Source organism: Roseibium sp. M-1 (assembly GCF_054515675.1).
Genome location: NZ_CM137257.1, coordinates 5,980,489 through 6,004,536, shown reverse-complemented (window position 1 = coordinate 6,004,536; position 24,048 = coordinate 5,980,489). Strand labels below are relative to the sequence as shown.

General features: G+C 57.3%; 18 protein-coding genes. 8 read left to right on the top strand and 10 right to left on the bottom strand.

Features of this window, described 5'->3' with window-relative positions; translation table 11 throughout:
- Positions 1-5 precede the first annotated feature (5 nt).
- From ACX3M4_RS27045 to ACX3M4_RS27035, 3 genes are all read right to left on the bottom strand, one after another.
- Entirely contained in the window at positions 6-1,247 is a 1,242-nt protein-coding gene (locus ACX3M4_RS27045; RefSeq protein ID WP_459356025.1) for an HlyD family secretion protein, read from the bottom strand.
- Complete coding sequence (locus ACX3M4_RS27040) at positions 1,248-1,730, bottom strand: hypothetical protein (protein ID WP_459356024.1); 483 nt, start codon at positions 1,728-1,730, stop codon at positions 1,248-1,250.
- Positions 1,731-1,894: 164 nt separating this feature from the next.
- Positions 1,895-3,472 (bottom strand): EAL domain-containing protein, encoded by a 1,578-nt coding sequence (locus ACX3M4_RS27035; protein ID WP_459356023.1) that lies wholly within the window; start codon positions 3,470-3,472, stop codon positions 1,895-1,897.
- 673 nt (positions 3,473-4,145) lie between these two features.
- Here ACX3M4_RS27035 and ACX3M4_RS27030 point away from each other — a divergent pair.
- Positions 4,146-5,801 carry a bifunctional aspartate transaminase/aspartate 4-decarboxylase gene (locus ACX3M4_RS27030; protein ID WP_459356022.1) on the top strand — a complete coding sequence of 552 codons (1,656 nt, stop codon included), beginning with the start codon at positions 4,146-4,148 and terminating at the stop codon, positions 5,799-5,801.
- A gap of 102 nt (positions 5,802-5,903) precedes the next feature.
- Here the strand turns inward: ACX3M4_RS27030 and aspT (ACX3M4_RS27025) are convergent, their stop codons facing one another.
- The 3 genes from aspT (ACX3M4_RS27025) to ACX3M4_RS27015 all read right to left on the bottom strand — a co-directional run bounded on the left by aspT (ACX3M4_RS27025) (position 5,904) and on the right by ACX3M4_RS27015 (position 12,238).
- On the bottom strand, positions 5,904-7,592 hold the full coding sequence (gene aspT, locus ACX3M4_RS27025) for an aspartate-alanine antiporter (protein WP_459356021.1): 1,689 nt from the start codon (positions 7,590-7,592) through the stop codon (positions 5,904-5,906).
- A 135-nt stretch (positions 7,593-7,727) separates the two neighbouring features.
- Entirely contained in the window at positions 7,728-9,419 is a 1,692-nt protein-coding gene (gene aspT / locus ACX3M4_RS27020) for an aspartate-alanine antiporter (protein WP_459356020.1), read from the bottom strand.
- Positions 9,420-9,484: 65 nt separating this feature from the next.
- Entirely contained in the window at positions 9,485-12,238 is a 2,754-nt protein-coding gene (locus tag ACX3M4_RS27015; protein WP_459356019.1) for a decarboxylase, read from the bottom strand.
- A 542-nt stretch (positions 12,239-12,780) separates the two neighbouring features.
- On the opposite strand from ACX3M4_RS27015, the gene ACX3M4_RS27010 reads away from it, so the two are divergent.
- Both ACX3M4_RS27010 and ACX3M4_RS27005 read left to right on the top strand, forming a co-directional pair.
- The gene (locus tag ACX3M4_RS27010) at positions 12,781-14,382 is read left to right on the top strand and encodes a tetratricopeptide repeat protein (protein WP_459356018.1); all 1,602 of its coding nucleotides are present in this window, start codon (positions 12,781-12,783) and stop codon (positions 14,380-14,382) included.
- An 87-nt stretch (positions 14,383-14,469) separates the two neighbouring features.
- The gene (locus tag ACX3M4_RS27005) at positions 14,470-14,928 is read left to right on the top strand and encodes a histidine kinase (RefSeq protein WP_459356017.1); all 459 of its coding nucleotides are present in this window, start codon (positions 14,470-14,472) and stop codon (positions 14,926-14,928) included.
- 536 nt (positions 14,929-15,464) lie between these two features.
- On the opposite strand, the gene ACX3M4_RS27000 is transcribed toward ACX3M4_RS27005, so the two are convergent.
- The 4 genes from ACX3M4_RS27000 to ACX3M4_RS26985 form a co-directional block, all read right to left on the bottom strand.
- Positions 15,465-16,400 carry an ABC transporter ATP-binding protein gene (locus tag ACX3M4_RS27000; protein WP_459356016.1) on the bottom strand — a complete coding sequence of 312 codons (936 nt, stop codon included), beginning with the start codon at positions 16,398-16,400 and terminating at the stop codon, positions 15,465-15,467.
- A gap of 120 nt (positions 16,401-16,520) precedes the next feature.
- Positions 16,521-16,865: a hypothetical protein gene (locus ACX3M4_RS26995; RefSeq protein ID WP_459356015.1), complete on the bottom strand. Its 345-nt coding sequence runs from the start codon at positions 16,863-16,865 to the stop codon at positions 16,521-16,523.
- A gap of 5 nt (positions 16,866-16,870) precedes the next feature.
- Positions 16,871-18,169 carry a hypothetical protein gene (locus ACX3M4_RS26990; protein ID WP_459356014.1) on the bottom strand — a complete coding sequence of 433 codons (1,299 nt, stop codon included), beginning with the start codon at positions 18,167-18,169 and terminating at the stop codon, positions 16,871-16,873.
- A 179-nt stretch (positions 18,170-18,348) separates the two neighbouring features.
- Positions 18,349-18,498: a transposase gene (locus tag ACX3M4_RS26985; RefSeq protein ID WP_459356013.1), complete on the bottom strand. Its 150-nt coding sequence runs from the start codon at positions 18,496-18,498 to the stop codon at positions 18,349-18,351.
- A 213-nt stretch (positions 18,499-18,711) separates the two neighbouring features.
- Here ACX3M4_RS26985 and ACX3M4_RS26980 point away from each other — a divergent pair, with 213 nt between their 5' ends.
- From ACX3M4_RS26980 to ACX3M4_RS26960, 5 genes are all read left to right on the top strand, one after another.
- Complete coding sequence (locus ACX3M4_RS26980) at positions 18,712-19,263, top strand: hypothetical protein (protein WP_459356012.1); 552 nt, start codon at positions 18,712-18,714, stop codon at positions 19,261-19,263.
- A complete protein-coding gene (locus ACX3M4_RS26975; RefSeq protein ID WP_459356011.1) occupies positions 19,260-20,603 on the top strand; it encodes a GAF domain-containing protein in 1,344 nt (447 codons plus the stop codon). Before ACX3M4_RS26980 ends, ACX3M4_RS26975 begins: the two co-directional genes overlap by 4 nt.
- A 213-nt stretch (positions 20,604-20,816) precedes the next feature.
- A complete protein-coding gene (locus tag ACX3M4_RS26970; RefSeq protein WP_459356010.1) occupies positions 20,817-21,635 on the top strand; it encodes a GNAT family N-acetyltransferase in 819 nt (272 codons plus the stop codon).
- A gap of 86 nt (positions 21,636-21,721) precedes the next feature.
- Entirely contained in the window at positions 21,722-22,591 is an 870-nt protein-coding gene (locus ACX3M4_RS26965) for a sulfotransferase domain-containing protein (protein ID WP_459356009.1), read from the top strand.
- 66 nt (positions 22,592-22,657) lie between these two features.
- The gene (locus ACX3M4_RS26960) at positions 22,658-24,046 is read left to right on the top strand and encodes an FAD-binding oxidoreductase (RefSeq protein ID WP_459356008.1); all 1,389 of its coding nucleotides are present in this window, start codon (positions 22,658-22,660) and stop codon (positions 24,044-24,046) included.
- Positions 24,047-24,048 lie beyond the last annotated feature (2 nt).

Below are 24,048 nucleotides of genomic sequence, written 5' to 3'. Positions count from 1 at the left end.
TCTGTTCAGTGCCCGGTGAGGACAAGTGTCTGGATGGGATAGAGCACAGCCTGCATGCGAAGAATAAGCGCATGAACGAGACCCACGGTGTCGATCACATGAAGCGCAACGAACTTAAGTGTTCCGATAGGTTCTCCCGAATTCAAACGGTCGTGGTTGTTCGTATAGGCGTTGACGATGCAAACCGCGCCGGGAGGCAAGTCCTTCAATCCATCCGGATAAAGCGGTTCGAGCACGGTCGTGATCGTGGCGGACTGATCCGATTGGGTCGCATCGAAGAGTTCTCCGCTTGCATTGACCTGCCCGGAAGCAATCTGGTCCTGGACATCCGTAATCACCAGCGGAATAACCGTGAACGGAACCGCGCCGCAGAAAGCCTCGCCGACCATTCCGGGCTTCAGGACCTGGGCTTCAATCTGGCCAAAGCCGGCGACGATACGTTCCCGCTGCGCATCGGCCGGGATCAGGATGCCCGCGGGGCGCATGAAGCGGTTCACGACGTCGCCGGGACGCAGGACGAATTGCGTTACGGTGCCGTCGACGCCTGCGTAAACCGTCATCTTGGCAAGTTCGACTTCGGCCGATGCAAGACGGGCTTCCGCGGTCTTGAGCTGCGCCGGCAGGGAGACGTTGATCTTGGTCTCGATCAGGTCCTTGTTCGCTTCGGCTGCCTGCAGGGCTGCCGACCGCGCGTCGACTTCGTTCTGCAGCTTTTCGATGTCCCGTTCGGAAACAACGTTGGCGTTCCGGTCGAAAAGTTCCTGCCTGGTATCGAGTTCATCCTGCGCCTGTTTCAGATCGGCGGTGGATTGTTCAACCTGCGCAACCGCGATGGACAGTTCATTTTCAGCCAGGGACATTTGTCCCTTGATTTCAACTATCTGCTGCTCGGCCGTCTCAACGGCGGCTTCCTCGCGATTGCTGTCCAGCTTGAAAAGCGGGTCGCCTTCCTTGACCTCTGTTTCCAGGCCGATCGGGATGTAGGTCTCGGTGACACGCCCCGATCCCTCGGGCAGAATGGTGATCGTCCGGAAGGCAGCGACCGCGCTTTGCGATGTCGGGTGAAAATAGAAGATCAGGGTAATGAGGGATACCGTCAGCATGAGGCAGGTGACGATGCCGTATCTCAGTTCGTACCAGACGGAATAGATCGTTATTTCATAACCGATGCGCTTGCCTTGACCATACCGGCGGTACAGGTAATCGGGCAGGATCGTCAGTAGGGAACAGAACAAAAATTCAAACATTTAAACGGCCTTCGACCCAGTTGACGTTTCGGCGAACTTTTCATCATCTGTCTCTCGTTCAGATGACGCCGGGTCTATTTCCTCAGGTTCCGGGGGTGTCTCGGACTTAGAAGCACGTTCTCCAACGCCAGATCGGGATTGTCCTTCGGCGAGTTTTCCGAGCGAACCGGCAATGGATTCGATAGGTGTTCTGAAATCCGGAATTGTGACAAAGGCCAGCAGAAGCGCCGCGACCCAGAAAATCTGATTGTGGGTGAAAAGAGCCAGCAGACACAGGATCGCGACAACCTCAAACTGTATGTGCCCCTGCTTGTGTGACATTCTCTCCGGCAGCGAATGCAGATACAGATAGAAATTTCCAAGTAAAATCACGAGGCCGACAAGAAATACGATCGTGACCGTCATCAGCGGATCGCTGCCGTCGGCTGACGGCAGAAATCCGGGAACATGATGTGGAGCCAGTTCGTGAATTCCTTCGCTCATTCGATACTCCCAACCAGAAACGAACGCGCTCTCGTTTAAAAATGTGCGTTTGCAATCTGCCCTTGCTGCGGAAGGCATTGGTTTAAATCGTATATAAATCTCTCGGTGTTGAGTAGCCAAATCCGCTGCAAATGCTGTGATGGAAGAGACTTTTTTCGAAAAGTTCAGGCTGCGGCACTTCGCGTCTTGCCGATATATGAGACCAGGGATGAAGCGTCCATCGGTTTGCCAAAGAGCCATCCTTGAGCAAATTCGACACCTTGCGAACGCAGATATTGCGCTTGCGTTTCTGTTTCCACCCCTTCGGCAATCATCTTGAGTTTCAGGTCTTTCGCCATCTCGATGATATGTGGAACAACCTGGCTTGCGGCAGCATGCATGCCTATTTTGTCAACGAAAGACTTGTCGATCTTCAGATAATCCAAGGTGAACGTTTCAAGATAAGACAGACTGGAATACCCCGTGCCGAAGTCATCAATCGCAACTGCGGCCCCTTTTGACCGAAGACCGATTAGAATTTCTGAGACATGCTCCTCCTGCAGTAGGCCATGCTCGGTGAGTTCCAGCATAATGTTTCCCGGCTTGGCATGTGTTGCCTGCGCAAGATCTTCGAAAAGACCGACAATTTCCGGCGACTGGATGTCTTGAGGCGAGAGATTGAGCCCGACGTGGAAGTGCGGAAACCTGGAGAAGATGCCGGCCATGTCTGCCGTGAAAAGCCGGAAGACTTCAGCGGTAAGTTGGGGCATCAATCCGCATTCTTCGGCAATCGGAATGAAGAGATCCGGACGCACCTGCTCTCCGGTTGGCCGGCGCCAACGTATCAACGCTTCTGCTCCGACCCACTGCTCCGTCTTCAAGTCAACAATTGGTTGATATTCAAGATAGAATTCTTTTTTCTTAAGTGCCACCTTGAGAACAGAAGGCATGGATTGCTGGATCTTCACCGTATAGAGGATGACACAGACCAAAATTACGCTCGCCAAAAATCCGATAGGAACAAGGATCATTGCGCCGCTTCTAGCGCTGTCAGCCATATGCCGCACTGGTAATGCTGCAAGCCCTATTGTGGCATATTTGTCGGAGCGGGCTATTCCAACAATAAACTCGTCATCTATGAAGCTCACCTCCTCACCAGCCCCAACAATTCTAAGCCACTCCGGCTTGATGTCTCCGCGAGTACTCCTGGTTTGCAAGTTGTCGGGCGTATAGGTAGCGAGCGAAATGTCTGGAACAGACGTAGATACGTCGATCGGCAGGTCCTTGTGGATGATTGCCGTATACCCCTTCCTTTCAACGACCGTAAATTCAATTCCTTGAGCAAAGGGAAAAGTTACATTTGTCCTGACTGAGGTATCGGTCGTCGTTATGATATCCGGCAGACCAAGCTCGAGCTGGACGGCGGTTCCGCTGCCCAAAGACGAACAGACAAGCTTGTTGCCGGTTGCAAATCCGATCGCCTGAAGATAGCTCGATCCGAGATCAATTTCGCGCATTTTCGAGACTTGACCTGCACTGCAAGGGTCCTCTCCCGCTGACTGCATGAGCCGTTCAAAGGCTGTGAAAAACTGTTCCGCAGCACGGTCCGACCGGCCGACGACATCTCTTGCGAAGCCAAGCACGTGTTCCCGTTCGCGGGTTTCTGCCTGCTGCGCGGCAAGATAAAGCGACAGCAGGATCGGCCCGGCTATGGCAAAGAAACCGGCGATGACAGTTATCAGCGTCGCAGTCGATCTGGTCATGGGGCCAGTCTGTCTGTTACAGGTTAAATATTCATAGTTGTCCTGGCAAAGGTTGCGACTCCGTGTAGTCTTGCCAGCGCACCTGCTTTCCATGCGATCTCCGGGAAGTAACCTTGCCGTCAGGGTCGGCCCATCGATAAGATTTGAGCAAAAAGCTGCCCGGCAGCCACGCTCTTGCCATTCCAGATTCAGCACGCTGCCGCAGCGGAATTAAGAAAATTCCCTTGTTCATACCTAGGGAAATGTGCTAACAAAAACAAAATGTTGCTCTAGTTTTTCGCTGCGATCAACGAGTTTGAACGAGTGCGCGCCGTTGGTTCGTAATGTGTCCTCGAATACGAGAGGGAACATTCCCCGTTCGTCGTTCCGACTTGTGTAAATTGAGAGCTCTGCGGTTGGGTATCTACAATGCAGTACCTCGAAAATTCGTTTGTGCTTGGCCACGCGCCCAGTTTCGAACCGCCTCTCGTTCTCTGCCGGGTGCAGCCGAGTTTCCGGATTTGAGATTTTGGCGCATCCGGCTTGCAGTACGCCCTGCAGACGGCCCTGCTTGAGGCACGGTAAGTGTCGCTAACTCATTTTGGGGCTGTTTGACGCCCGCCACCTCTTTCCTCCGCCAGCATGGAGGAATGCCGCACTATTCATTTCATTGTAAACCAGCGGAGGAATGCACATGCTGACCAGGGATTACTTCGACAGTTTGTCGGATCTCAGCCCGTTTGAAATCAAGGACGAACTCATCAAGCTCGCACGTTCAGGCTCCGAAAAGTCGTCCAGGGCTTTTCTGAATGCAGGACGCGGCAACCCGAACTGGATTGCGACAAGGGCACGGGAAGCCTTCTTTCTGCTGGGCCAGTTCGCCCTGACGGAATCCAAGCGCTCCTACTACGACCCGGAAGCCGGGGTCGGTGGCATGCCGCCTCGTGACGGGTCACACCTGCGCTTCAAGAAATGGGTCAAGAAACAACTTCAAATCCAGCTTGAAAGCTGGGTGGAAGAAGAAGGCGTACCGCCTGCGCAAACCTTGTCCGATGCGGTCGATTTTGCCATCGAGAAATTCGGCTTCGAACCGGATGCCTTCATGCACGAACTGACCGATTCCATTATCGGCGACAACTATCCCGTGCCCGACCGGGCCCTTTATCACAACGAGATCATCACGCACGAATACCTCATGTGGTCGATGTGTGCAGGGCACCGGCCCGACGTAAAGTTCGATCTCTATCCGGTCGAGGGCGGCACCGCCGCCATGTGCTACATCTTCAAGGCCTTGAAGAACCAGCGTCTCCTGAACGACGGCGACACGATCGCACTCGGCACGCCGATCTTCACCCCCTACCTCGAGATGCCGGAGCTCGAGGACTATGGCCTTCACATCGTCCGGATGAATGCGGAACAGGAGGACAAGTTCCAGTTCACGGAGGAGGATCTCAAGGTCCTGGAAGATCCGAAGGTCAAGGCACTTTTCCTGGTCAACCCCGGCAACCCTTCCGCCGCGGCCATGGATCCGGATTCCCTCCGCAGGCTGGTCAATTTCGTGAACACCAAGCGGCCGGAACTCATAATCCTGACCGACGATGTGTACGGTACCTTTGTTCCAGGCTTTGAATCGGTCCTCGGCCATCTGCCGCGCAACACGATCGGGGTCTATTCCTATTCCAAATATTTCGGCTGCACGGGCTGGCGCCTCGGCGTGATCGCCGTCGCACAGGACAATATCTTCGACGAAAAGATCAAGGCCCATCCGGAAAAGATCCAGCAGTTGCTCGACAAACGCTACAAGCCGATGACGCCAAAGCCTCGCGAGCTGACATTCATCGACCGGATCGTTGCCGACAGCCGCGACGTGGCGCTCAATCACACGGCCGGTCTTTCCCTGCCGCAGCAGGTGATGATGACGCTGTTCGGTCTCGTCGAAATGGTCGACAAGGAAAAGATCTACCAGAACGCCTGCATCGCGATCTGCGTCAAACGGTTCAGGAACCTTGTCGAAGGCATGGGGATCGAGTCGAACCCCGGCATCTATTTCGACCACTATTACGGCATCATCGACTTCGAATTCTGGCTCCGCAAATATGTGGGCGAAGAAGTCGTGACCTGGGTCAAGGAGAACATCCACCCGCTCGACATTCCATTCCGGCTTGCGGAAGACCATGGCATCGTGCTGTTGAACGGCTCAGGTTTCGCGGCGCCCAACTGGTCGGCACGTGTGTCCTTCGCCAATCTCAACGATGAAGCCTATTCCCAGATCGGCCGTGCCGTCAGAACGATCGCACGTGGCTACGTCCAGGCCTATCAGGCCTCGAAAGGCGAGACGATTACGGCCTGAGACAAAACGGCCGGCGCTCCCAAAGGCACCGGCCGACTTTCGATTTCAGGGCCGGTTCTGTGCGTTCCGGCGTCAAAGTGAAACGCTCCGACCAGGCAATGCTCAAACTGTGAGTACGATAACCGGCCCGAGCAGTGTCAGAATAACGTTCGCGATCGCGTAAGGCACCGTGTAGCCAAGGACCGGTGTTTCGTTTTCCGCCGCCTGCACCGCAGCATTCAATCCCGCCGTACAGGTGAAACAACCCGCTAAGGCGCCGCAGATCACCGCCGGGTTCAGCTTCAGGACATACCGCGCGAAATACATCGACGCGATCATCGGAACCAGAACCGCGATGAAGGACATGACCGGGAGCAGAATGCCCTGTTCCTTCAGAAGCGCCCAGGCTTGCGGTCCCGTTCCAAGCCCGACACAGGCGATGAAAATCGCAAGGCCGAAGTCGCGCAGGTGAAGGGCGGTCGCCGGCGGCAGGCCGCCGAATGTCGGGTGCCGCGACCGGAGCCAGCCGAACAGCAGACCGGAGATCAGACAGCCTCCCCCCGTGTGGAGCGCAACGGGAGCTCCGGCGATATTGACTGTGATCATTCCGATCAGGATACCGGTGATCATGCCGAGGCCAAGATAGACATAATCGACCGCGATGCCCTGCTCGACCGCATAACCGACGTGCGGCACCACATTGTCGAGCGCTTCCGGTGTGCCGTAGAGACTGACGACATCACCGGCTTCCAGCTTGACCCTTGGCCTGGGTGTCAGCACCTGTCCCGATCGGGTAATCTTGACGACGTGGACACCTCTGCGAGAGTCAGGATCGATCCTGGCCCGAACCGACATGATGGTTTCACCGACGAAGTCGCTGTTGGTGAGAACGACCGTCCGTGTTTCGCCGACGATATCGAGCCCCCGCAAGTCCGTCGTCTCCTCGCCTAGAAACGCACCGGCTTCCAGCAAGTGATCGAGCCGTCCCAAAAGCGCGACACGGTCTCCGGGCGCAAGCTTCAGGTCCTTTGCAGCCTCCAGAACGCGTCCTCGCCGGACGACACGCTGTATCGTGACGAAACCCTTGAACTGATGTTCGAAACTTTCAACGTCGATCTCCGCTGCCTCCGCCCGGGTCACCTGAAAGGCTCGGGCAACGATGCCCCGGATGGCTGTTTCCTGGGTCGGGCCAAGCTCTTCCTCGCTGGCGCCGAGAGACGTCGCATAGCTGGCGGCTTCGGTCTTGAGGTCGATGCGCATCATCCTGGGGGCAATGACGCTGACGAAGAAGACGACAAGGGTGAACCCGAAAAGATAGGTGATCGCATAGGCAACGCCGATATTGGCCTGCATCGCCCTTATCTCTTCCGCCGGCAGCGCCAGGCTGGCCAGTGCCTCGGTCGCGGTTCCGACCGCTGCGGATTCGGTGATCCCTCCGGCGAGCAGGCCCGCAGCCGTTCCCTTGTCGAGGCCGAATATCTGGGACAGCCCCCAGATCGTCCCGAAGATCAGGAAACTCGATACCAGCGAAAGATACACGAGGTTCAGCGTGCTGCGGCCAAGGCTCGCGACAAAACTCGGACCGCTGACGTACCCAAGCGAATAGATGAAGAGCGCGAAGGCAAGCGTCTTGATGTTGTTGTCAACCTCGACACCGACCTGGCTGACGAGAATTGCCGCAAAGAGCGTTCCCGGAATGCCGCCAATCGGGATGCCTCCAACCTTGATACGGCCAATCGCGAATCCGATTGCGACGCATACGAAGAGCACGCTGATCGAGGACGCATCGAAAAAGGACTTGATCAGTTCCATCGTTCCACCCCCAGAAAACGCCTGGTTTCCTCTCTGACTTCAAGCGCAATTTCCCGGCGGTTGTCCCGCCCGTCCTATTAAAACGGCCACCCGGTCCGGAACCGGGTGACCGCAATTTGTCGACTTCGTTTCCCGTCACATGATCAGGAGCACGATCACCAGACCCCACAGGGTCAGGAGCGTGTTGCTGACGGCATAGGGCACGGTGTAGCCGAGCATCGGGACGTCGCTCTTCGCCACTTCTCCGACCATGGCGACAGAGGCCGTCGATGTGCGGGCACCACCGCAACATCCGAGGTTGATGGCATCGTCGAACTTGAAGACGTATTTGCCGATCCAGGGTGCCAGCAGCATGGGTACTGCGGTTGCAAAAAGCCCCCAGAAGAACAGACCGAACCCTGCTTCCTTCAGCCCCGAGATGAAGGTGGGCCCGGAACTGATACCGACCACCGCAATAAAGACGTTCAGGCCGACGGAGTTCATGAACCAGAGAGTTGGCGAGGGAATGTTGCCGATCTGCGGTTTGACCGTGCGGAACCAGCCGACAATGATGCCGGCGATCAGTGCACCGCCTGACGTGCTGAGCGTGATCGGCACCCCACCGACCGGCAGCACTGCCGCACCGACCAGACCACCGACAAGGATCGACAGGCCGACCAGGATCATGTTGGTTATCGTCTGCGGCCGGTCAGCGAAGCCGAATTTTTTCACGAACCGATCGACATTGGCCTTCGAGCCGGAGATCCGGACGATATCACCCCGGTGCACTTCCGTTTTCGGCATGACCGGGATGTTGACAGACATGGATCCGCGCTTGATCGAACTCAGGTAAATCCCCCGGCTCTCCGGCTCCTTGGCGATGGAGATCAGATCGCGTCCATCCAGTTCCTTGTTGGTGATGAGAACATCGACGGCCTCGACCGGAATATCGAGAAGCTCGCGGTCTTCGACCTCCTCGCCCTGGCCAAGCACGTTGACGAGCACTTCGCGGCGTCCGGAAACGCCCACGACATCGCCGGCCTCCAGAACCGTATCCGGCGTGAAATCCATGATTTCACCGTTGCGCCGCAGGCGTTCAACGAAGATGCGCTCTCCGTCGGCCATGCCTTCAGCCTGCTTCACGGTCTTGCCGACGGCGACACCGTCCTCGCGGAGGCGGTAGGCCCGCAGTTCCCGGGTCCGCCAGGCGCTCATCAGGCTGGTCTCCTTCGAGCCGCCTGCTAGCACTTCTCTTTCATACCGCTTGCATGTTTCCTCGAGATTGACCCCGAGCAGTTTCGGCCCGACGAAAGCCAGAACCCAACCGGTGCCGATCGTACCGAAAAGATAGGTGATCGCGTAGGCCACCGGAATGAGATCCGTCTGGGCTTTTGCCTCTTCGGGTGTCATGCCCGAATTGTTGATGGCATCCGTTGCCAGCCCGATGGAGGCGGAAATGGTCTGCGCACCGGCCAGCAGACCACCGGCAAGGCCAGGGCCATAGCCTGCGACGACGGCTGCGATGTAGACGACGGCCAGGCACAGGAACGATATGACGACCGCGAACAGGGCCTGCGGCAGGCCGTCCGTTGCAATCCCGCGGACAAATTGCGGCCCGACACCGAAGCCGACTGCAAACAGGAACATGATGAAGAAGATCGATTTCACCTGTCCGGAGATCTCGATTCCGATCTGCCCGATGACCACCCCGGCAAGCAGCGTTCCGGTGACTGCACCGAGGCTGAATGTGCCGAACCTGAGTGCGCCGATCCAATAGCCGACCGCGAGCGTGAAAAAGATCGCGACATGCGGATTGGCCTGAAGCGTTTCCGTAATATAGGTCCACATTTGCGCTTACCCCGTCTCCTAAGCGAGGCAAACCGGGAGAACTGAGGTGTTCTCCCGGTTGCCGATTATTTTCCGGATTTCTTGCTGGCGAATTCCGGTCTGATGAGCTTCAGACCACGATCCTTTTCGTACCCGTGGATCTCCTTCACATCGAGCTTGCGCATGAAGTCCACGGTTTCCTGGGTAATGACCTGCCCGGGCACCATGATCGGAAAGCCGGGTGGATAGGGAATGACAAAATTTGCGGAAATCATTTCCGGGCCTTTTTTCAGGCGCTTGTCGCATTCCTCGCTGTTGAGGCCGACATATTCGCACCCTTCCGGATAGTAGGCCCCGAAGAACGCCGTGCGCATGTCGCCTTCCGGGGTCTTCTTGCCGGCGTCCTTCCTGTAACCTTCGTGAAAATGGCTGAAGTTCGGGAGGTCCGGAACATCTTCCATCAGGGTTTTGACGCGGGCTGCAAAGGCGGCACGGCCGACATCGCCGCTGCTTGCAAGCCGCCGCTCGATCTTGTGGGTGATTTCAAGCAGCACGTGGATCAGGTGGGCAATGTCGCTGCGCGTATTGTTGATGTTGGACTGGAGCAGGACCGAATTTCGTGAGGTCTTGTTGAGCTGGATGCTGTACTCGTCCGCCAGCAGCTTCTTGAATTCCGTACCGTCGTAACCGGCAGTGCCACAGACGAGCGTCATGCGCGTCGGATCGAGACAGAACTCGTCGTCGTGCATGCTCTGGACCTGGTCCTTCCACGAAACCCCCGGCACGAGAAAATCCTCGAAACCGCTAGCCCGGAACTCCTTCGGGATCATCTTGTCGGCGCCGAGAACCTTGAAGTACTTCGAGATCTCGGGGTGATTGTTGATGCTGTTGCGAATGCTGAGCGAGATTTCAATGGCATTGGCGACGAGCCCGTAGCCTTCCAGTTCCATCTGCCTGCGGGCGATGTCGAGGCTCGCTATCAGTTGCTGGTTCGGACTGGTGGAGGCATGCGTGAAGACGGCCTCGTGGAACTGGGATTCGACCGTGGAATAGTCGACGTCCTTGACCAGCAGCATCGACCCCTGCCGCAGGGCCGACATGGATTTGTGGGTCGAGTTTGTCTGGTACACCCGCACCCGCACCTGCCGGGGATCGGGAATGAGCCGCGTATCAAGCAGCTTTTCAATTGACGGGTTCTTGCCGAGAGCCTTCTGTTGCGCCTCGTAGGCCTCGACGGAGGCTGGATCGGCGATCCAGTTTTCGATTGCTTCGGCTGCACCCATTGCTGTCCTCGGACGCAGGAACGGCGAGAACCTTGCGAACCCGAACCAGGCCTCGTCCCACAGGAAGATGAGATCCGGCTTGATTGCCAGGCATTCTTCCATGACACGGCGGGTGTTGTAGATGAGCCCGTCGAAGGTGCAGTTGGTGAGATCCACCATCTTGACCCGGTCGAGCCTCCCCTCCGCCTTCAGGTCAAGCAGCGCCTTCTTGACCGTCCTGAGTGGCACAGCTCCATACATGGAATATTCCGTCATCGGGAAGGCTTCCACGTAAAGCGGTTGCCCACCCGACAGGACCAGTCCGTAATGGTGAGACTTGTGGCAGTTCCGGTCCAGGATGACGATGTCGCCCGGTGCAATCAGCGCCTGGTGCACCATCTTGTTGGACGTGCTTGTGCCGTTGGTCACGAAATAGACGTGATCGGCGCCGAAAGCCCGGGCTGCCTTTTCCTGGGCTTCCTTGATGTTGCCGGTCGGCTCCAGAAGACTGTCGAGGCCACCGGTCGTGGCACTGCTTTCGGCCAGAAAGATGTTGAGGCCGTAGAACTCGCCCATGTCGCGGATCCAGTCCGACTTGAAGACGGACTTGCCGCGGGCAATCGGCAGGGCGTGGAACGTGCTGATCGGACGGGTGGCGTAGCTCTTCAGGTTGTCGAAGAACGGCGTACGGTAACGGTCTGCGATGCCTTCGAGTACGGAAAGGTGCAATTCCAGAAGTTCCTCCACCGCGTAGAGCACACGGCGAATGACGCCTGTCCGGCGGTCGCCGGAGAGCCGCTCCACCGCACGATCGGTCAGCAGGTAGATATCGAGGTCCGGGCGGATTTTCTTGAGGGCCGCCGCAAGCGCTAGCGACACATCGTCGGCATCGACCTTGCCTTCGTCAAAGCCGACCGATGCCAGGAACGCCCGAAGGATCGGAGCGTTGTGGTGCGAAGAGAAGGTAAACCCGTCGAAGATCGTAACGGCTGCAATTGCGGGATTGATGAGAATGGCGCACAAGGCGTCTTCGAAACTGCTGACCGGTACGCCCTCGTAGACAAAGTGATCCTCGGGCCGGCGCAGCTTGCGGATTTCCCTGATCTGGCGATCCGACGCGGCGGTGCCGCCAGGGGAGACAAGCAGCATTTCGAAATAGGGCCGCTGCCCGCCGGCATGACCGAAATTCGATGTCGTCAGATCCGAGGGGGCATCCGCAAGCAGTTCCGCGGTTTCCCATTCGGCGGCATTATGCTTGTAGGACCGGGTCAGAATGGAATCGGACAATCTGCGAACCAGATCGGCCGTACCGCTTGCGGACCCTTCCTCAATGCGCTCGGCAAGCGTTGCCATCAGCGATTTGCCGGGGAATGCGAAATAGTCCTCCAGCACACCGAGTTCGCCATAGGCGGCCTGGACCGCCTCCTGCGTTCCTCTCCCTTCAGCCCAGGCGCGCGCAGCGGCGTTCAGGTCACGCCAGCGGTCTGCCCTGCCTCCTGACAGTGAAAACAGGTGATCGATGGATTGGCTGTCCGCCTTCTCGGTGACTGACTTTTTCCTGCCCGGCTTCCTGGCCATTTCCGCAACTCCCTGAACTGGCGATCCCCATAGGGACAATCCTGTTCGGAACAGTGGAAGGCTTTTAGGTAGTATACTAGTTTGACGGAGTTACTTACCGTAATATACAGTTGCAGCGTGCATTGTTTCAGTGATCGCTCCGGGCGGGATTCAGGGCAAACCGTATCTCCGCTTCGAGTTCTTTCAGGAGACCCCTGTACTCGGCTATCTCGATTTGTTTGGAGCCATCCGTTCGTTTTTCAAATGCGGAAAGCGTCGCGAGCGCCAGGCAAAAATCTTCACACAAGCTCCGGAAGGCTTCGTTGGCAAAGTATAATCTTGCGATCAAAACGGTGTCTTCGGGAAACCGTGCCCGCATTGTGGGCAATGTCTGCCTTGTATCAAAATACTCTGACATTGACGCCCACCGTGGCAATCCAACTTTTGTCATGCTACCGCAAAGGTACCCGTTCATAAGTACGTCACAGTTAGATAGTCTGGATTGCTTCCAGGATTTTCTTTTTTGAATTTGATCGATGCTTTGCTTTCCGGGGGACAATCTTATGGAGGCAGTTCAATCAATCCGCGATGAAGTTGTTGCAGATGCGCTTGAAAGGGTTTTGAACTCAAAAGATTTCGACGCTTCGGATCGCAATCGGGACTTTTTGAAGTTTGTCGTCGAGGAAACGCTTTCCGGCCGTGAGAGTTTGATCAAGGCCTACACGATTGCGACCACCGTATTCGGCCGGCCAGCAGATTTTGACCCTTCGCAGGATTCAATCGTGAGGATTGAAGCCGGTCGTTTGAGACGGTCGCTGGAGCGATACTACTTGACCGGGGGCGCAGGCGACCCCGTTCGGATTATCGTTCCCAAGGGGACGTATGTTCCCGTTTTCGAAGAGACCGAAACGCCACGGACAATATCGGCACCGCCTCCAGCGTCTCAGACATTTTCCAATCCCAAAATTGTGGTGGCCGCTTTCGACGAGGAAGGAGACTGCTCCGGTTGTCCCGGCTTTGCGCAAGGATTTGTCCGGCATCTTGTCGTCGGCCTGACACGCTTTACCGAAATCGACGTATTCGGCCCCGAACTCTCGAATTCTTTCTCAAATTCAAACTCGGACACATCTGTGCGGGGTTTCGATCCCGATTTCATCCTGTTCGGGGTTGTCTCCCATTTTTCCGGGCGGATCGTCATCGAGACCTTTCTCCAGGAGGCCCATACCGGTCAAATTTTGTGGGCGGAAATCTATGACCGGACCGAACTCCGGGAAGACCTGCCGGGAATTCGTGATCTGATTGCGGATGAAGTTGTCAGGACCATTGCCCAGCCCTACGGCATCCTGTTCCTCTGGAAATCCAGGAACGTTGACAGCCAGCAGCGCGAACGGCTTGATGTTCAGGAATGCATCACCCGATTTTACCAGTACTGGCGGCAGTTTGAACCTGCATTGCACAAGCAGGTTCGGGAAGGGCTGGAAAAGGCAACGGAACTGAGCCCGCATCATGCCGAGGCCTGGGCCTGTTTGTCCCTCGTTCTGGTCAACGAATACCGGTATGAGTTCTCGGGTTCGGCGGATCAACATGTTCTGTTGCGCGCGTTGAAGCTCGCAAATCGGGCTGTTGAACTTTCACCCAATTCAAGCCACGGCTATTTTTCGCTCGGTATTGCCTATTGGCATCTCGGTGATCTCGTCAGTTGTTTCCATGCACTCGAAACCGGCCTGGGACTCAATCCAAACGACACTGTCATCATGGGAAAACTGGGCCTTTACCACGCACTGCGCATGAACTGGGACCGGGCTGTCCCGCTGATAACGGAGTCTTATTCGCGCAATCCCGCACAACTTTCGACATACAGGCTGGGACTGGCTCTAAACCACTATTACCAAGGCAATTTGCCTGAAGCCCTGGCCGAAGCGCGAAAGATCAGTCACCCTGAAAAACTTGGGAAATGCCTTCTCTGGATCGCGCTGAACGGAACACTTCAATCGCGCGCAGGCAAAGACAATATCAGCCGGAATCTTGACGGCTCAGCTGTATATTACAGCAACGAACTGGCGCGAGATCTGAAAAAATTCAATGTTCATCCCGAGATAATCGACCGTTTGGCGGCAGATCTGAAGAACCTGGAGCGATCGGGCGAACGCCCCGCAACCGCCTGACATTGTGCTGAGCAGCTTGCGAACTGGTGTCCCGGCGGATGCCGGACGAGGTCGGGTGACCGGCCCGGCCAAGGACTGGAGAAAATCATGACAGACAGGAACGAACTTGACCCGTCAGCACCTCCGCCAAGTGCCGACGAACTGCGCATGAAGCTGATCGACGATCAGATGGCGGAAATGAAAAAGCGGGAGGCTGCACGCACCAAGGCCCAGAAAGAGCTGGAAGACTTCACCAATTCGTTCTTGAAGGAGGAAGTCTCCAGCGAAGAGATTGCGATGGTCCGGCGACTGGTGATGTATGCAGTCGAAAACGGCGAACTGGAAGCGATGGTCTACAGCTTTCCGGCGAAACTTTGTACCGACAAGGGACGAGCTATCAACAATTCGGACCCGACGTGGCCCGACACCCTGCAGGGGAAGGCCAAGCAGTTTTACGAGCGTTTTCTGGAGTTCGGCAAACCTCAAGGCTACAAGTTGAAGGCAATGATCATAAATTTCCCGGACGACCTGCCTGGAGACGTCGGGTTTTTTCTGAACTGGGAATAAGCAGGCTCTTCCGGTCCGGAGCCGGACAAGCGGCGACAACCGCGATCCGGCAAACAGACAGAAGAAAAGCAACGTCGGCTCCGCCACTCACATCTCATTCCTTGCCTGTACCTGTCTTTACCAGATTTACGGAGCTTTGAAACTGCTTCTTCAGCCGAAGTGAAATCAGGAACTTATTCTGCACCTCCACAAAAGGCACCGCAGCAGCGGTGTCTTTCTGTTTCAGTTCGTCGATGTCATGAAACACAGAGGGACTGGTCAAGGTCCTGCTTAGAACGTTTCACCGTTAGATTGAAACAGTCTGCCGAGGTCGTTTTGGTCCAAGGCCGAGGGTTTTGCCGAAGGCCGTGCTGGCCGCACGGTAGAGGTGAAGCCCGAGGCTTGGGCCAACCGGCACGGCCCAGTCGGGTTTCCGTCCGGCAACTGCCTGCCTTGTCGGGCCGCTTGCTCATAACCCCGCTATGGACTGCGCGACCCTCCGCGCATTCGACACGCCGGACGACAAACAGAATGTTTCGATCTAACCGTGAAACGCTCTAACCTCCAACTTCTTGACCGGAGTTGGCTGGAGTTTGCCCAGCCGCGGCTCGCAGCAATTCGAACTTAACGGAGGTCGCGCTGACCTGGCGGTAGAATGCAATCAGAAAGTTGGTCGGCCCCTGAATTCTCAACAGCCCGGCCGTGGCAGCCACGACGGTACCGACATCGGTATTTCCTGCAAGAACGTGCCATCCACCCAGTAGCAGAATTGCAATCAGTCCTGCCCCGTTCAAGGCGCTCAGAAAAAATTTTGATGATTGCTTCCAGAGGAAAATTCTGGCCCGGCTCTCGTAAATTTCATCGAATTCGGCAGAGAGTTTCGAAATATCGACATGAGGACCGACAAGCTTGTCGGTTGCACCACGCAATATGCGAACACGTTTGGCAATCAGGGCATTTACCCGGCCCTGGACGGTCAGCACGATGGCCACCTGGGGCAAGATCATCGAAAACGCGATCAAGCCGAGGACCGGCTGCGTCGATGCGATATAGGAAATAACGACAATCAGTGTGCCGGCCTGCAGGAGCGGTTCGGAGATGGCGCTCCCTGTAAACATGCCGATCTCTTCCGCCTCTGCGGAAACCATCGTGGCATATGTTCCGCCGCCCAATTGCGCTTGGTCCGGACCGCGATCGCCGGAGAGAGCGCCGACCCGATTTCGGATGAGCCGTATGACATCTTCACCCAGAAGACTCGACCGGTATCCCAACAACCATTTCAGTGCGAGGCTGAGAAGGATAAAGCCTCCCATCGACGCGCACAACGTCAACAGCCTGGCGGGCGTGAGCGAAGCTTCCGTCAGTCCGTTGACGATGTTCTTTTGATACTCAAGCGGAACTGCCGCGAGCCCGGCAATGCACAATGACAGCACCACCAGGAGAGCCTGGCGGGACCCGGTCACTCTCCATATGGCCTTATAAAGTTCGATCATCCGACAGGGCCTGTATTTGAAGCCTGACCAGAATGTCTTTCCGGTCAGCATCTCGCACGAAACTAATCTCGAAGGGCCTCCCCTGCCAAGAAAGTCATTGGCTTGAAGTTCTGATCGATCTCAATTGGCCGAACCCGATTGAACCACAAATCTCTGAACTGGCGTGACCACCCTGCGGGAGCTGTTGTCGGTGGCAGAAACGTAATAGTTGATCCAGTCACCTGCCGAGAAGGGACCCAGTTCCACCTCCCACACACCGTCCTTTTCGGCCATGATCGCAGAGTTCTTTGCCTCGTTGTTGAGTTGGTAGATCAGATTGACGGTGTAGATGGCATCGGTGCTGGTTGTCGTGGCCTTTATCGTGACCGGTGTCTGAGCAGGCGGCTCGACAGGCGTCGTCGCTTCAACGGTGAGGACGGGTTCGTTGATGTCTACGCCGGTTTCATGCGGCGCTTTCGTACCCACAATTTTTACCCGGGTTGTTCCTTCCGGCTTGAGATAGATCGTGTAGACGGCGCTACCGTTCTCCACACGCACGGTTTCCGAATTGGAATTGAGCACCAGCGGGGAAGGAAAATCGACAGTGGCGACCGGAAGGTCAGGTAGGGAATACCGAAGGTTCCAGGATCGTAACCGGACAAGGTGATATCGACAATGGTCTCTCCCTCACCGATACGGGTCTCGGTGCCGACCGTGCTCTTGGCTTCCCAGTAGCGCCCGATCTCGCTGAGCGTCGTCGCCCAAAGTTCACCGGATTTCACCTTGGCCTGTGCGTGAGCCAGAGTGTCCTGGAAGCCGGTGCGCACCGGGTTCGAAAAGCCGTCCTCGGGATGCGAATAGGGAGCGAGAACATGCCCGGCGGCAATCACCGCATCGATGTCGCTTCTCAGGTCGGTCATGGCGTCGAAACCGCGATGTCTCGCGATTACCCAAAGATTTTCGATGACTTCATGGGGAGCGGATGTTGTGTCTTCCTTGCGATTGTAGACGAAGATGCCGTTCTCAACGTAAATGGGGTAACGCGCCTCGATCGGGTTGCCGTTCCAGGGCGGCGCCTGGGCAGTAATCTTGTTGCCAATCCTCTTGTGATAAGCCCGCCCCAGCCTGAACGTCTCTTCCAATATATATCCCGGCAGGGTGTTCAGCGCCCCACGTCCAAACGTATGAAACGAAATTTCGTGCGGCACGCTTGAATTCATCGCCAGTTCTGTGAGATCGCCCCCATAAACCAGACCATAACTTCTGGTATAGCCACTGAGATCGCCAATGGTCTTGTAATTGCCGCCATTCGGGGGCGCATCCGAATACCACGTGTTGGTCCACCAATGAGAAACCGGATGGAACAGGTTGAACTGGTTCAAATTCTCCAGTTCTCCAGGACCCTCGTCGCCGAAGACCGCGTCGTGCCCACAGATATTGAAGCTGAGCGGAATGCCATATTTTTCTGCGTCTTCGAGGAGGTTCGGCCAACCGGCCCGAGTCCTCGCGGCCCGGATTGCGGCCTTCTCCGGATCATAACCATGATTGCTGTGGATCATGCCGCAGAGGTAAAGCTCGGTGTCGTAATTCAAGGCCAGCGCGCCGCTTCGACCGTCGAAGTACTCCGTCACGGTGGTTTCCTGTCCCCAGGCGTTTGAGATGGCGAAGGGCACCAGCAGGGCGACAGAAAAGTGTATCGTGCAAAGTCTGGCAAGTCGCACGACCTTGCTTGCTGCAACAATAATGCCGATAGCCTGCGACCTGCCTCCAACGGATTGAAATAATTGCATTTAGGTTCTCCGCCTACCCGTACGAAATCAAGGTTATTTGCGGACGGCCAAATTGTCCAACAATGACCGAAACGACTGATTTACCCCGCGAAGGAACGGTGCCTTGATGTTCTCCACTCTCCCCTGGGCAAAACCGCTCCTCGTTGAGAAATTGCCGTAGAACTCTGATTGAGGGGCTCTTACAGGGGCGACTTGGAGAACTTGTTCTTCCAGGCAAGAAGCGAATGTGTGCTCACGCCCAAGCGCTTTTCAACTTCCGGAACTGGATAACCACGCCCTGTGATTTGGGTCACAGCGTCCTGTTTGAAGTCGTCACAGAAATCGTGCATGCCCGTCGTGGCCTCCTTGCCCCAAGATCAGGGAAGAGGCGGCTACAAATCTAGGAGCTAGTCACGGGTTGCTTTCGCCTTTTTGCAGGAAACAAAAAAATCTATTTACGAGCACAGATTCGATCGGACTTCCGCAGGTTTGCCGGAGGTGGTAATATTTGCGGATCATGGATTGCAACGGGAAGTGCTGGTGTAGACTGGAGTAATCGTTGCTTGACGCGAGCTGAATATCCCTCGTCACCATCTCAGGAAATTCTCGACCGCCAGGCCTGGGCGGGCCCCACACTTGCGAACGGTGTACTGACCCCGGAACTGGCGGATTTTTGCCAGAGCGGGATCAGTGTCGTCCTTGGCAGCCGCGACAGCTACGGACAGCCACTGGTCGCGCGTGGGCTGGCATGCCGGATCAACGCGGAAGGCCTCGTCCGGATCATTTACCGCGAGCAGCCGAACAAAGCGTTGCAGCAGGCCATCGAAACCGGCGCTCCCATCGCGGCTACCTTCACGAAGCCCTTTTCGCACCGCTCGATACAATTGAAGGCGTCCGGAGCGCGGACAGCCCGGGTCGTGGTGCAGGACGGAGCGGCAGCCTTTGCACAAACCCGGGCCTTCCATCAGGAACTGGTCGATGTTGGACATACCGAACAGTTTGCTTCGGGGTACACCCGGTTCGAGCCGCATGAACTCGCGGCCCTCGAATTCCTTCCCGAAGCCGCTTTCGTACAAACGCCGGGCCTGAACGCCGGAAGTGTTCTGACGCCATGAACGCTCCCAGACTTGACGTTATCCGAAATTGTTTCGAAGGCGTCGTTCCGGCAGTCCTTTCGACCTGCGACGCAGACGGCACGCCCAACGTTTCCCTGGTGTCCCAGGTTCACTATGTGGATTGCGAGCATGTCGCGCTCAGCTACCAGTTCTTCAACAAGACCCGGCGCAACATTCTCGAGACGGGCATGGCGATGACGTCTGTCGTCGATCCGGAGAACGTCACCGACTACCGGCTTGACCTGGTCTACGAGGCGACCCAGTTCGAAGGTCCGATATTCGAGACCATGAAAGCCAAGCTTGCCGGCATCGCCTCGCACAGCGGCATGGATGGTGTCTTCCGGCTGCTCGGTGCGGACATCTTTCGCGTGCGCTCCATCGAGATCAGCTCCGGTCCTGCCGCCGTGCCGCCGAGTGCGCCGCGAAACCTTCTGGCCGCAGTCCGCAAAAGCTGGGAAGAGTTTGAAACAGCGGACGAGCTCGGCGCGTTGTTCGACAGGGCGTTGGGATGCCTGAAGACCTATTTCAGTATCGACCATGCGATGATCCTGATGCGGGACCAGACGGTCGACCGGCTCTATACCGTTGCCTCGACAGGTTACAGCCGGTCGGGGATCGGATCGGAAATCGCCATTGGCCACGGGGTCATCGGTGTTGCGGCGCGCGAGGGCGTGCCGATCAGGATCGGTCACATGACGTCGGATTATTCCTATGGCGCCGCGTGGCGTGGCGAGGGGGCCGACGAGGGGAATGGTGCCGACGGCGCGACTGAAATTCCCTACCCGGGCCTCGATGTGCCAGAAAGCCAGATTGCGCTGCCGATCAAGGTCTCGGGGCGGACCGCAGGCATCCTCTTTGCCGAGAGCACTGAACCGATGCGCTTCCGCTATGACGACGAAGACGCTCTCGTCCTGGTCGCTGCCCGTTTGGGAGACCTCATGGCAAGAGGGCTCGATGCCGTTGAACCTCAGTTGGGCAACCCGCCAGCTACCGATGCCTCACAGCAGATACACATACGCCACTATACAGCCGACAACAGCGTGTTCATCGATCATGATTATCTGGTCAAGGGAGTTGCCGGCGCCATTTTCTGGAAGCTCGTGAAGGAACATAGCGAGAGCGGCCGGTCGGATTTCACGAACCGTGAGCTGCGCCTGGATCCCTCGCTGCGGCTGCCGGAATATGCGGAAAACCTCGAAGCGCGGCTTGTTCTGCTTCAACGGCGGCTGGTTGAACGCGAAAGCCTTGTCCAGATTGAAAAGGCTGGCCGTGGACGCATGCGGCTCTGCGTTCCGGGCACGCTGGTGCTCGAAGAGATCGGCCCCGAGCCGGAAAAGTGACTGTTTAGTATTCTTTTAGTGTTTCTTGCAGGGACTCTTAGCGAGCTCCTCCGACGTCAGTGATTTATTTCTTAATGACCGGATCAATTCCGGTAACGACACCCAAGCAAGTCGGACAGCACAATGACATTGCACCAACTATCTTTATTGTCCCAGGCAGACTCCCGGTCCGAGATCGAGATCCGGGAAGCCTTGCCTGAAGATGCCAGGGACATGGCGCGTATATTGTTCAAGGCCTTCGGCCGGTTTCATACCCACCATAACTTCTCGCCCGATTTTCCGGATCTTGCATTTGCCCAAGCCCTGGTTGACGGGGCGATCGGCGATCCCTCCACATACGGTGTTGTCGCCGTCCTGGATGGGCGCATCGTCGGGTCGAATTTTCTGAGCGAGAGAGATCCGATCGGCGGCATCGGTCCGATTTCGGTTGATCCCGACATTGAAAACAACGGCATCGGCAGAAAGCTGATGCACGCCGTTATCAGCCGCGGAGCCGGAGCTTCAGGCATCCGGCTGCTGCAGGATGCTTTCAACACGAAGTCGATGGGGCTCTATGCATCGCTCGGCTTCTGCACACGTGAACCTCTTGCGGTCATGACCGGGCGTCCGCGCGACATGCCAGCCGCAGGATCCACGGTGAGACCGATGACGCGGACCGATCTTCCCGAAGTGGAGGAACTCGGCCGCCGCGTGCACGGGTTCCCGCGATCCGGCGACGTGGAGGCAGCGCTTCTGCGCGGAACACCGCTTGTGCTTGAAGGCGGGTCCCGTATCCGGGCCTACATGACGATGCCCGGTCTGTGGCTGCTCAATCACGCAGTCGCCGAGACGGAAGCAGACATGATGGCGCTGGTTCTCGGTGCCGGCGCCTCCAGCAGCGATCCCATCGGCTTCCTCGTCCCTACCCGGTCCGCCAGGTTCTTCCGCTGGTGCCTCGGCCAGGGAATGAGGATCGTCAAGCCGATGACCCTGATGACGCGCGGCGAATACAACGAACCGCAAGGTGCCTGGATGCCCTCGGTTCTCTACTGAAAACCGCAATTGAACTCTCGAGCAAAAAAATGTTCCTCAACTTACTCCGTTCTCCGCGAAAGAAGCGCGAGATCCGCAATCATCATTTGGATTCGACCATTTGGAACGAGTTCCGGTATCGGCCGGACGACATCGTCATCGGCAATTATGCAAAGTCCGGTGCGACATGGATGCAGCAGATCGTCGGCCAGCTGGTCTTCCAGGGCGCCGGCAACCTCAGCACGACCGAACTTTCGCCCTGGCTCGATCTGCGAATAGATCCAAGGGCTGACAAGCTTTCGGCGGTCAATGCTCAACGGCACAGACGTTTCTTGAAAACACACCTGCCGGTTGACGCGCTCGTGTTTTCCAGAGAGGCCAAATACATCTATGTCGCGCGCGACGGCCGCGACGTTGTCTGGAGCCTTTACAATCATCATGCGCGCGCGAACCTTGACTGGTTCCTCGCCCTGAACGGTGCACCCGGCCTTGTCGGCAATCCGATAGGTCCGGTGCCTGCGCAGATCCGCGACTATTTTCACGACTGGCTGGACGGCGACGGATACCCGTTCTGGCCGTACTGGGAGCACATTCACAGCTGGTGGCAAATCCGCCATCTCCCGAACGTGCTTCTGGTGCATTTCGCCGATCTCAAGGCAGACCTGCCGGGCGAAATCCGCCGGATCGCGGATTTCCTGGACATCTCGATCGATCAGTCGCGCTGGCCGAAGATCCTGGAGCATTGCGGTTTCGACTACATGAAACGCAATGCCGAACGATACGCGCCGCACGCAGGCGACTTTTGGGTCGGCGGCGCGGGCACCTTCATCAACAAGGGCACGAACGGGCGCTGGCGCGGCGTTCTCAGCCCGGAAGACTGCGCGAAATACGAACGCATCGCACAGAACCAGCTTGGTCACGCTGCAGCGTTCTGGCTTGCCCACGGCACGCAGGAAAGCCTGTCCAAGGCCGCCTGACCCATCCACCGGCAGACCGGGAACACCACCCGGAATCCGCCTGGATCATTCAACCTGGAAAATGAAATGACGAACTATGACGAACTTCGCCGCCAATTGCGCGGCACGGTAATCATCCGGTCCGAGGCAGAGTATGAAGCTGCCCGCGCCGGTCTCCTCTTCAACGGCCGCACGCCGGAGCGCTACCCCGGCGTCATCGTCCGCGCCGCCGACACCGCCGACGTTCAGACGGTGGTCCGGTTTGCGGCCAAACACGGGTTGCGGGTGTCACCGCGCGGTTCCGGTCACAACTTTTCCGGCATCGCGCTTCAGGACGGGATCGTGCTCGACCTGTCGACCCTGAACGATGTCCGCATCGATGCGGCCACTCGAATTGCCGAGGTCGGCCCCGTGGTCGACAACCGTACACTCGCCCGCTGCCTCGGCGAAAAAGGGCTGGCGTTTCCGCTTGGTCACTGCGGTCATGTCGCAATTAGCGGGTATCTGCTCGGTGGCGGGCTCGGCTGGAACTCCGAGCGCTGGGGCTTTGGCTGCCAGAACGTTCTGAGTATCGATGTCGTGACGGCTGACAGCAAGCTGCTGCGGGCGAGCGAGACCGAGAACGCAGACCTTTTCTGGGCGGCACGTGGCGCGGGACCTGCGTTCTTCGGTGTGGTCACCGGCTACCGGCTCGCACTTCACAAGTTGCCGCAATCGATAACGACGGCGATCCGGAGCTACCCGATAGAGCGTGCCGCGGATGTCCAGAAGTGGATCAGGGCCTCGAAGGCGCAGGTGCCGGACAATGTAGAATTCACCGCCCTGATGCTGCCGGCGCCGCCGCACCTGGCGGAACAGGCTGCCCATGTCGTCATGGGCGTCGCCACGTGCTTTGCGGAGACCGCGCAGGAAGCACGGGCCGCGCTCGACACGATTGCGGCCCTGGCACCGGTGGATGCTCTCGAAGCGCTCGAGATGCCGACACCCTTTGACGCTCTCTATGACAGCCTGGACCGGTTCTTCCCGGAAGGCGCCCGTTATGCCGTTGACACCACATGGGCGGCAGCACCGGCCGACGACTACTTTGCAAAGATGTCGCAAGCGGTCGCCAGCGCGCCCGGACCGGGCTGCTTCGCGCTCGCGATGGTCCTGCCGCAACCGGACGAGATGCCGCAAATGCCGGACACTGCGTTTTCGATGGTCGGGCTCGGCTTTGGAGCGATCTACGCCATTTGGCAGGATCCGGACAGGGACGCGGCACATGTCGCTTGGATGCGGGCCGCAGCTGACCGTGTCGCCGACCAGACCATCGGTCATTACGTCGGCGAAGCCGATCTGGAACGGCCGGGACGGCTTGCCGGCTCGTTTTCGCCGGAAGCCTGGAACCGGATATCCGGCCTGCGGAACAAATACGATCCGCACGGCATGTTCCTGCGCTTCCAGCCTGGTCGGCAGCCGGCACGGCTCGCCGGTTAGTA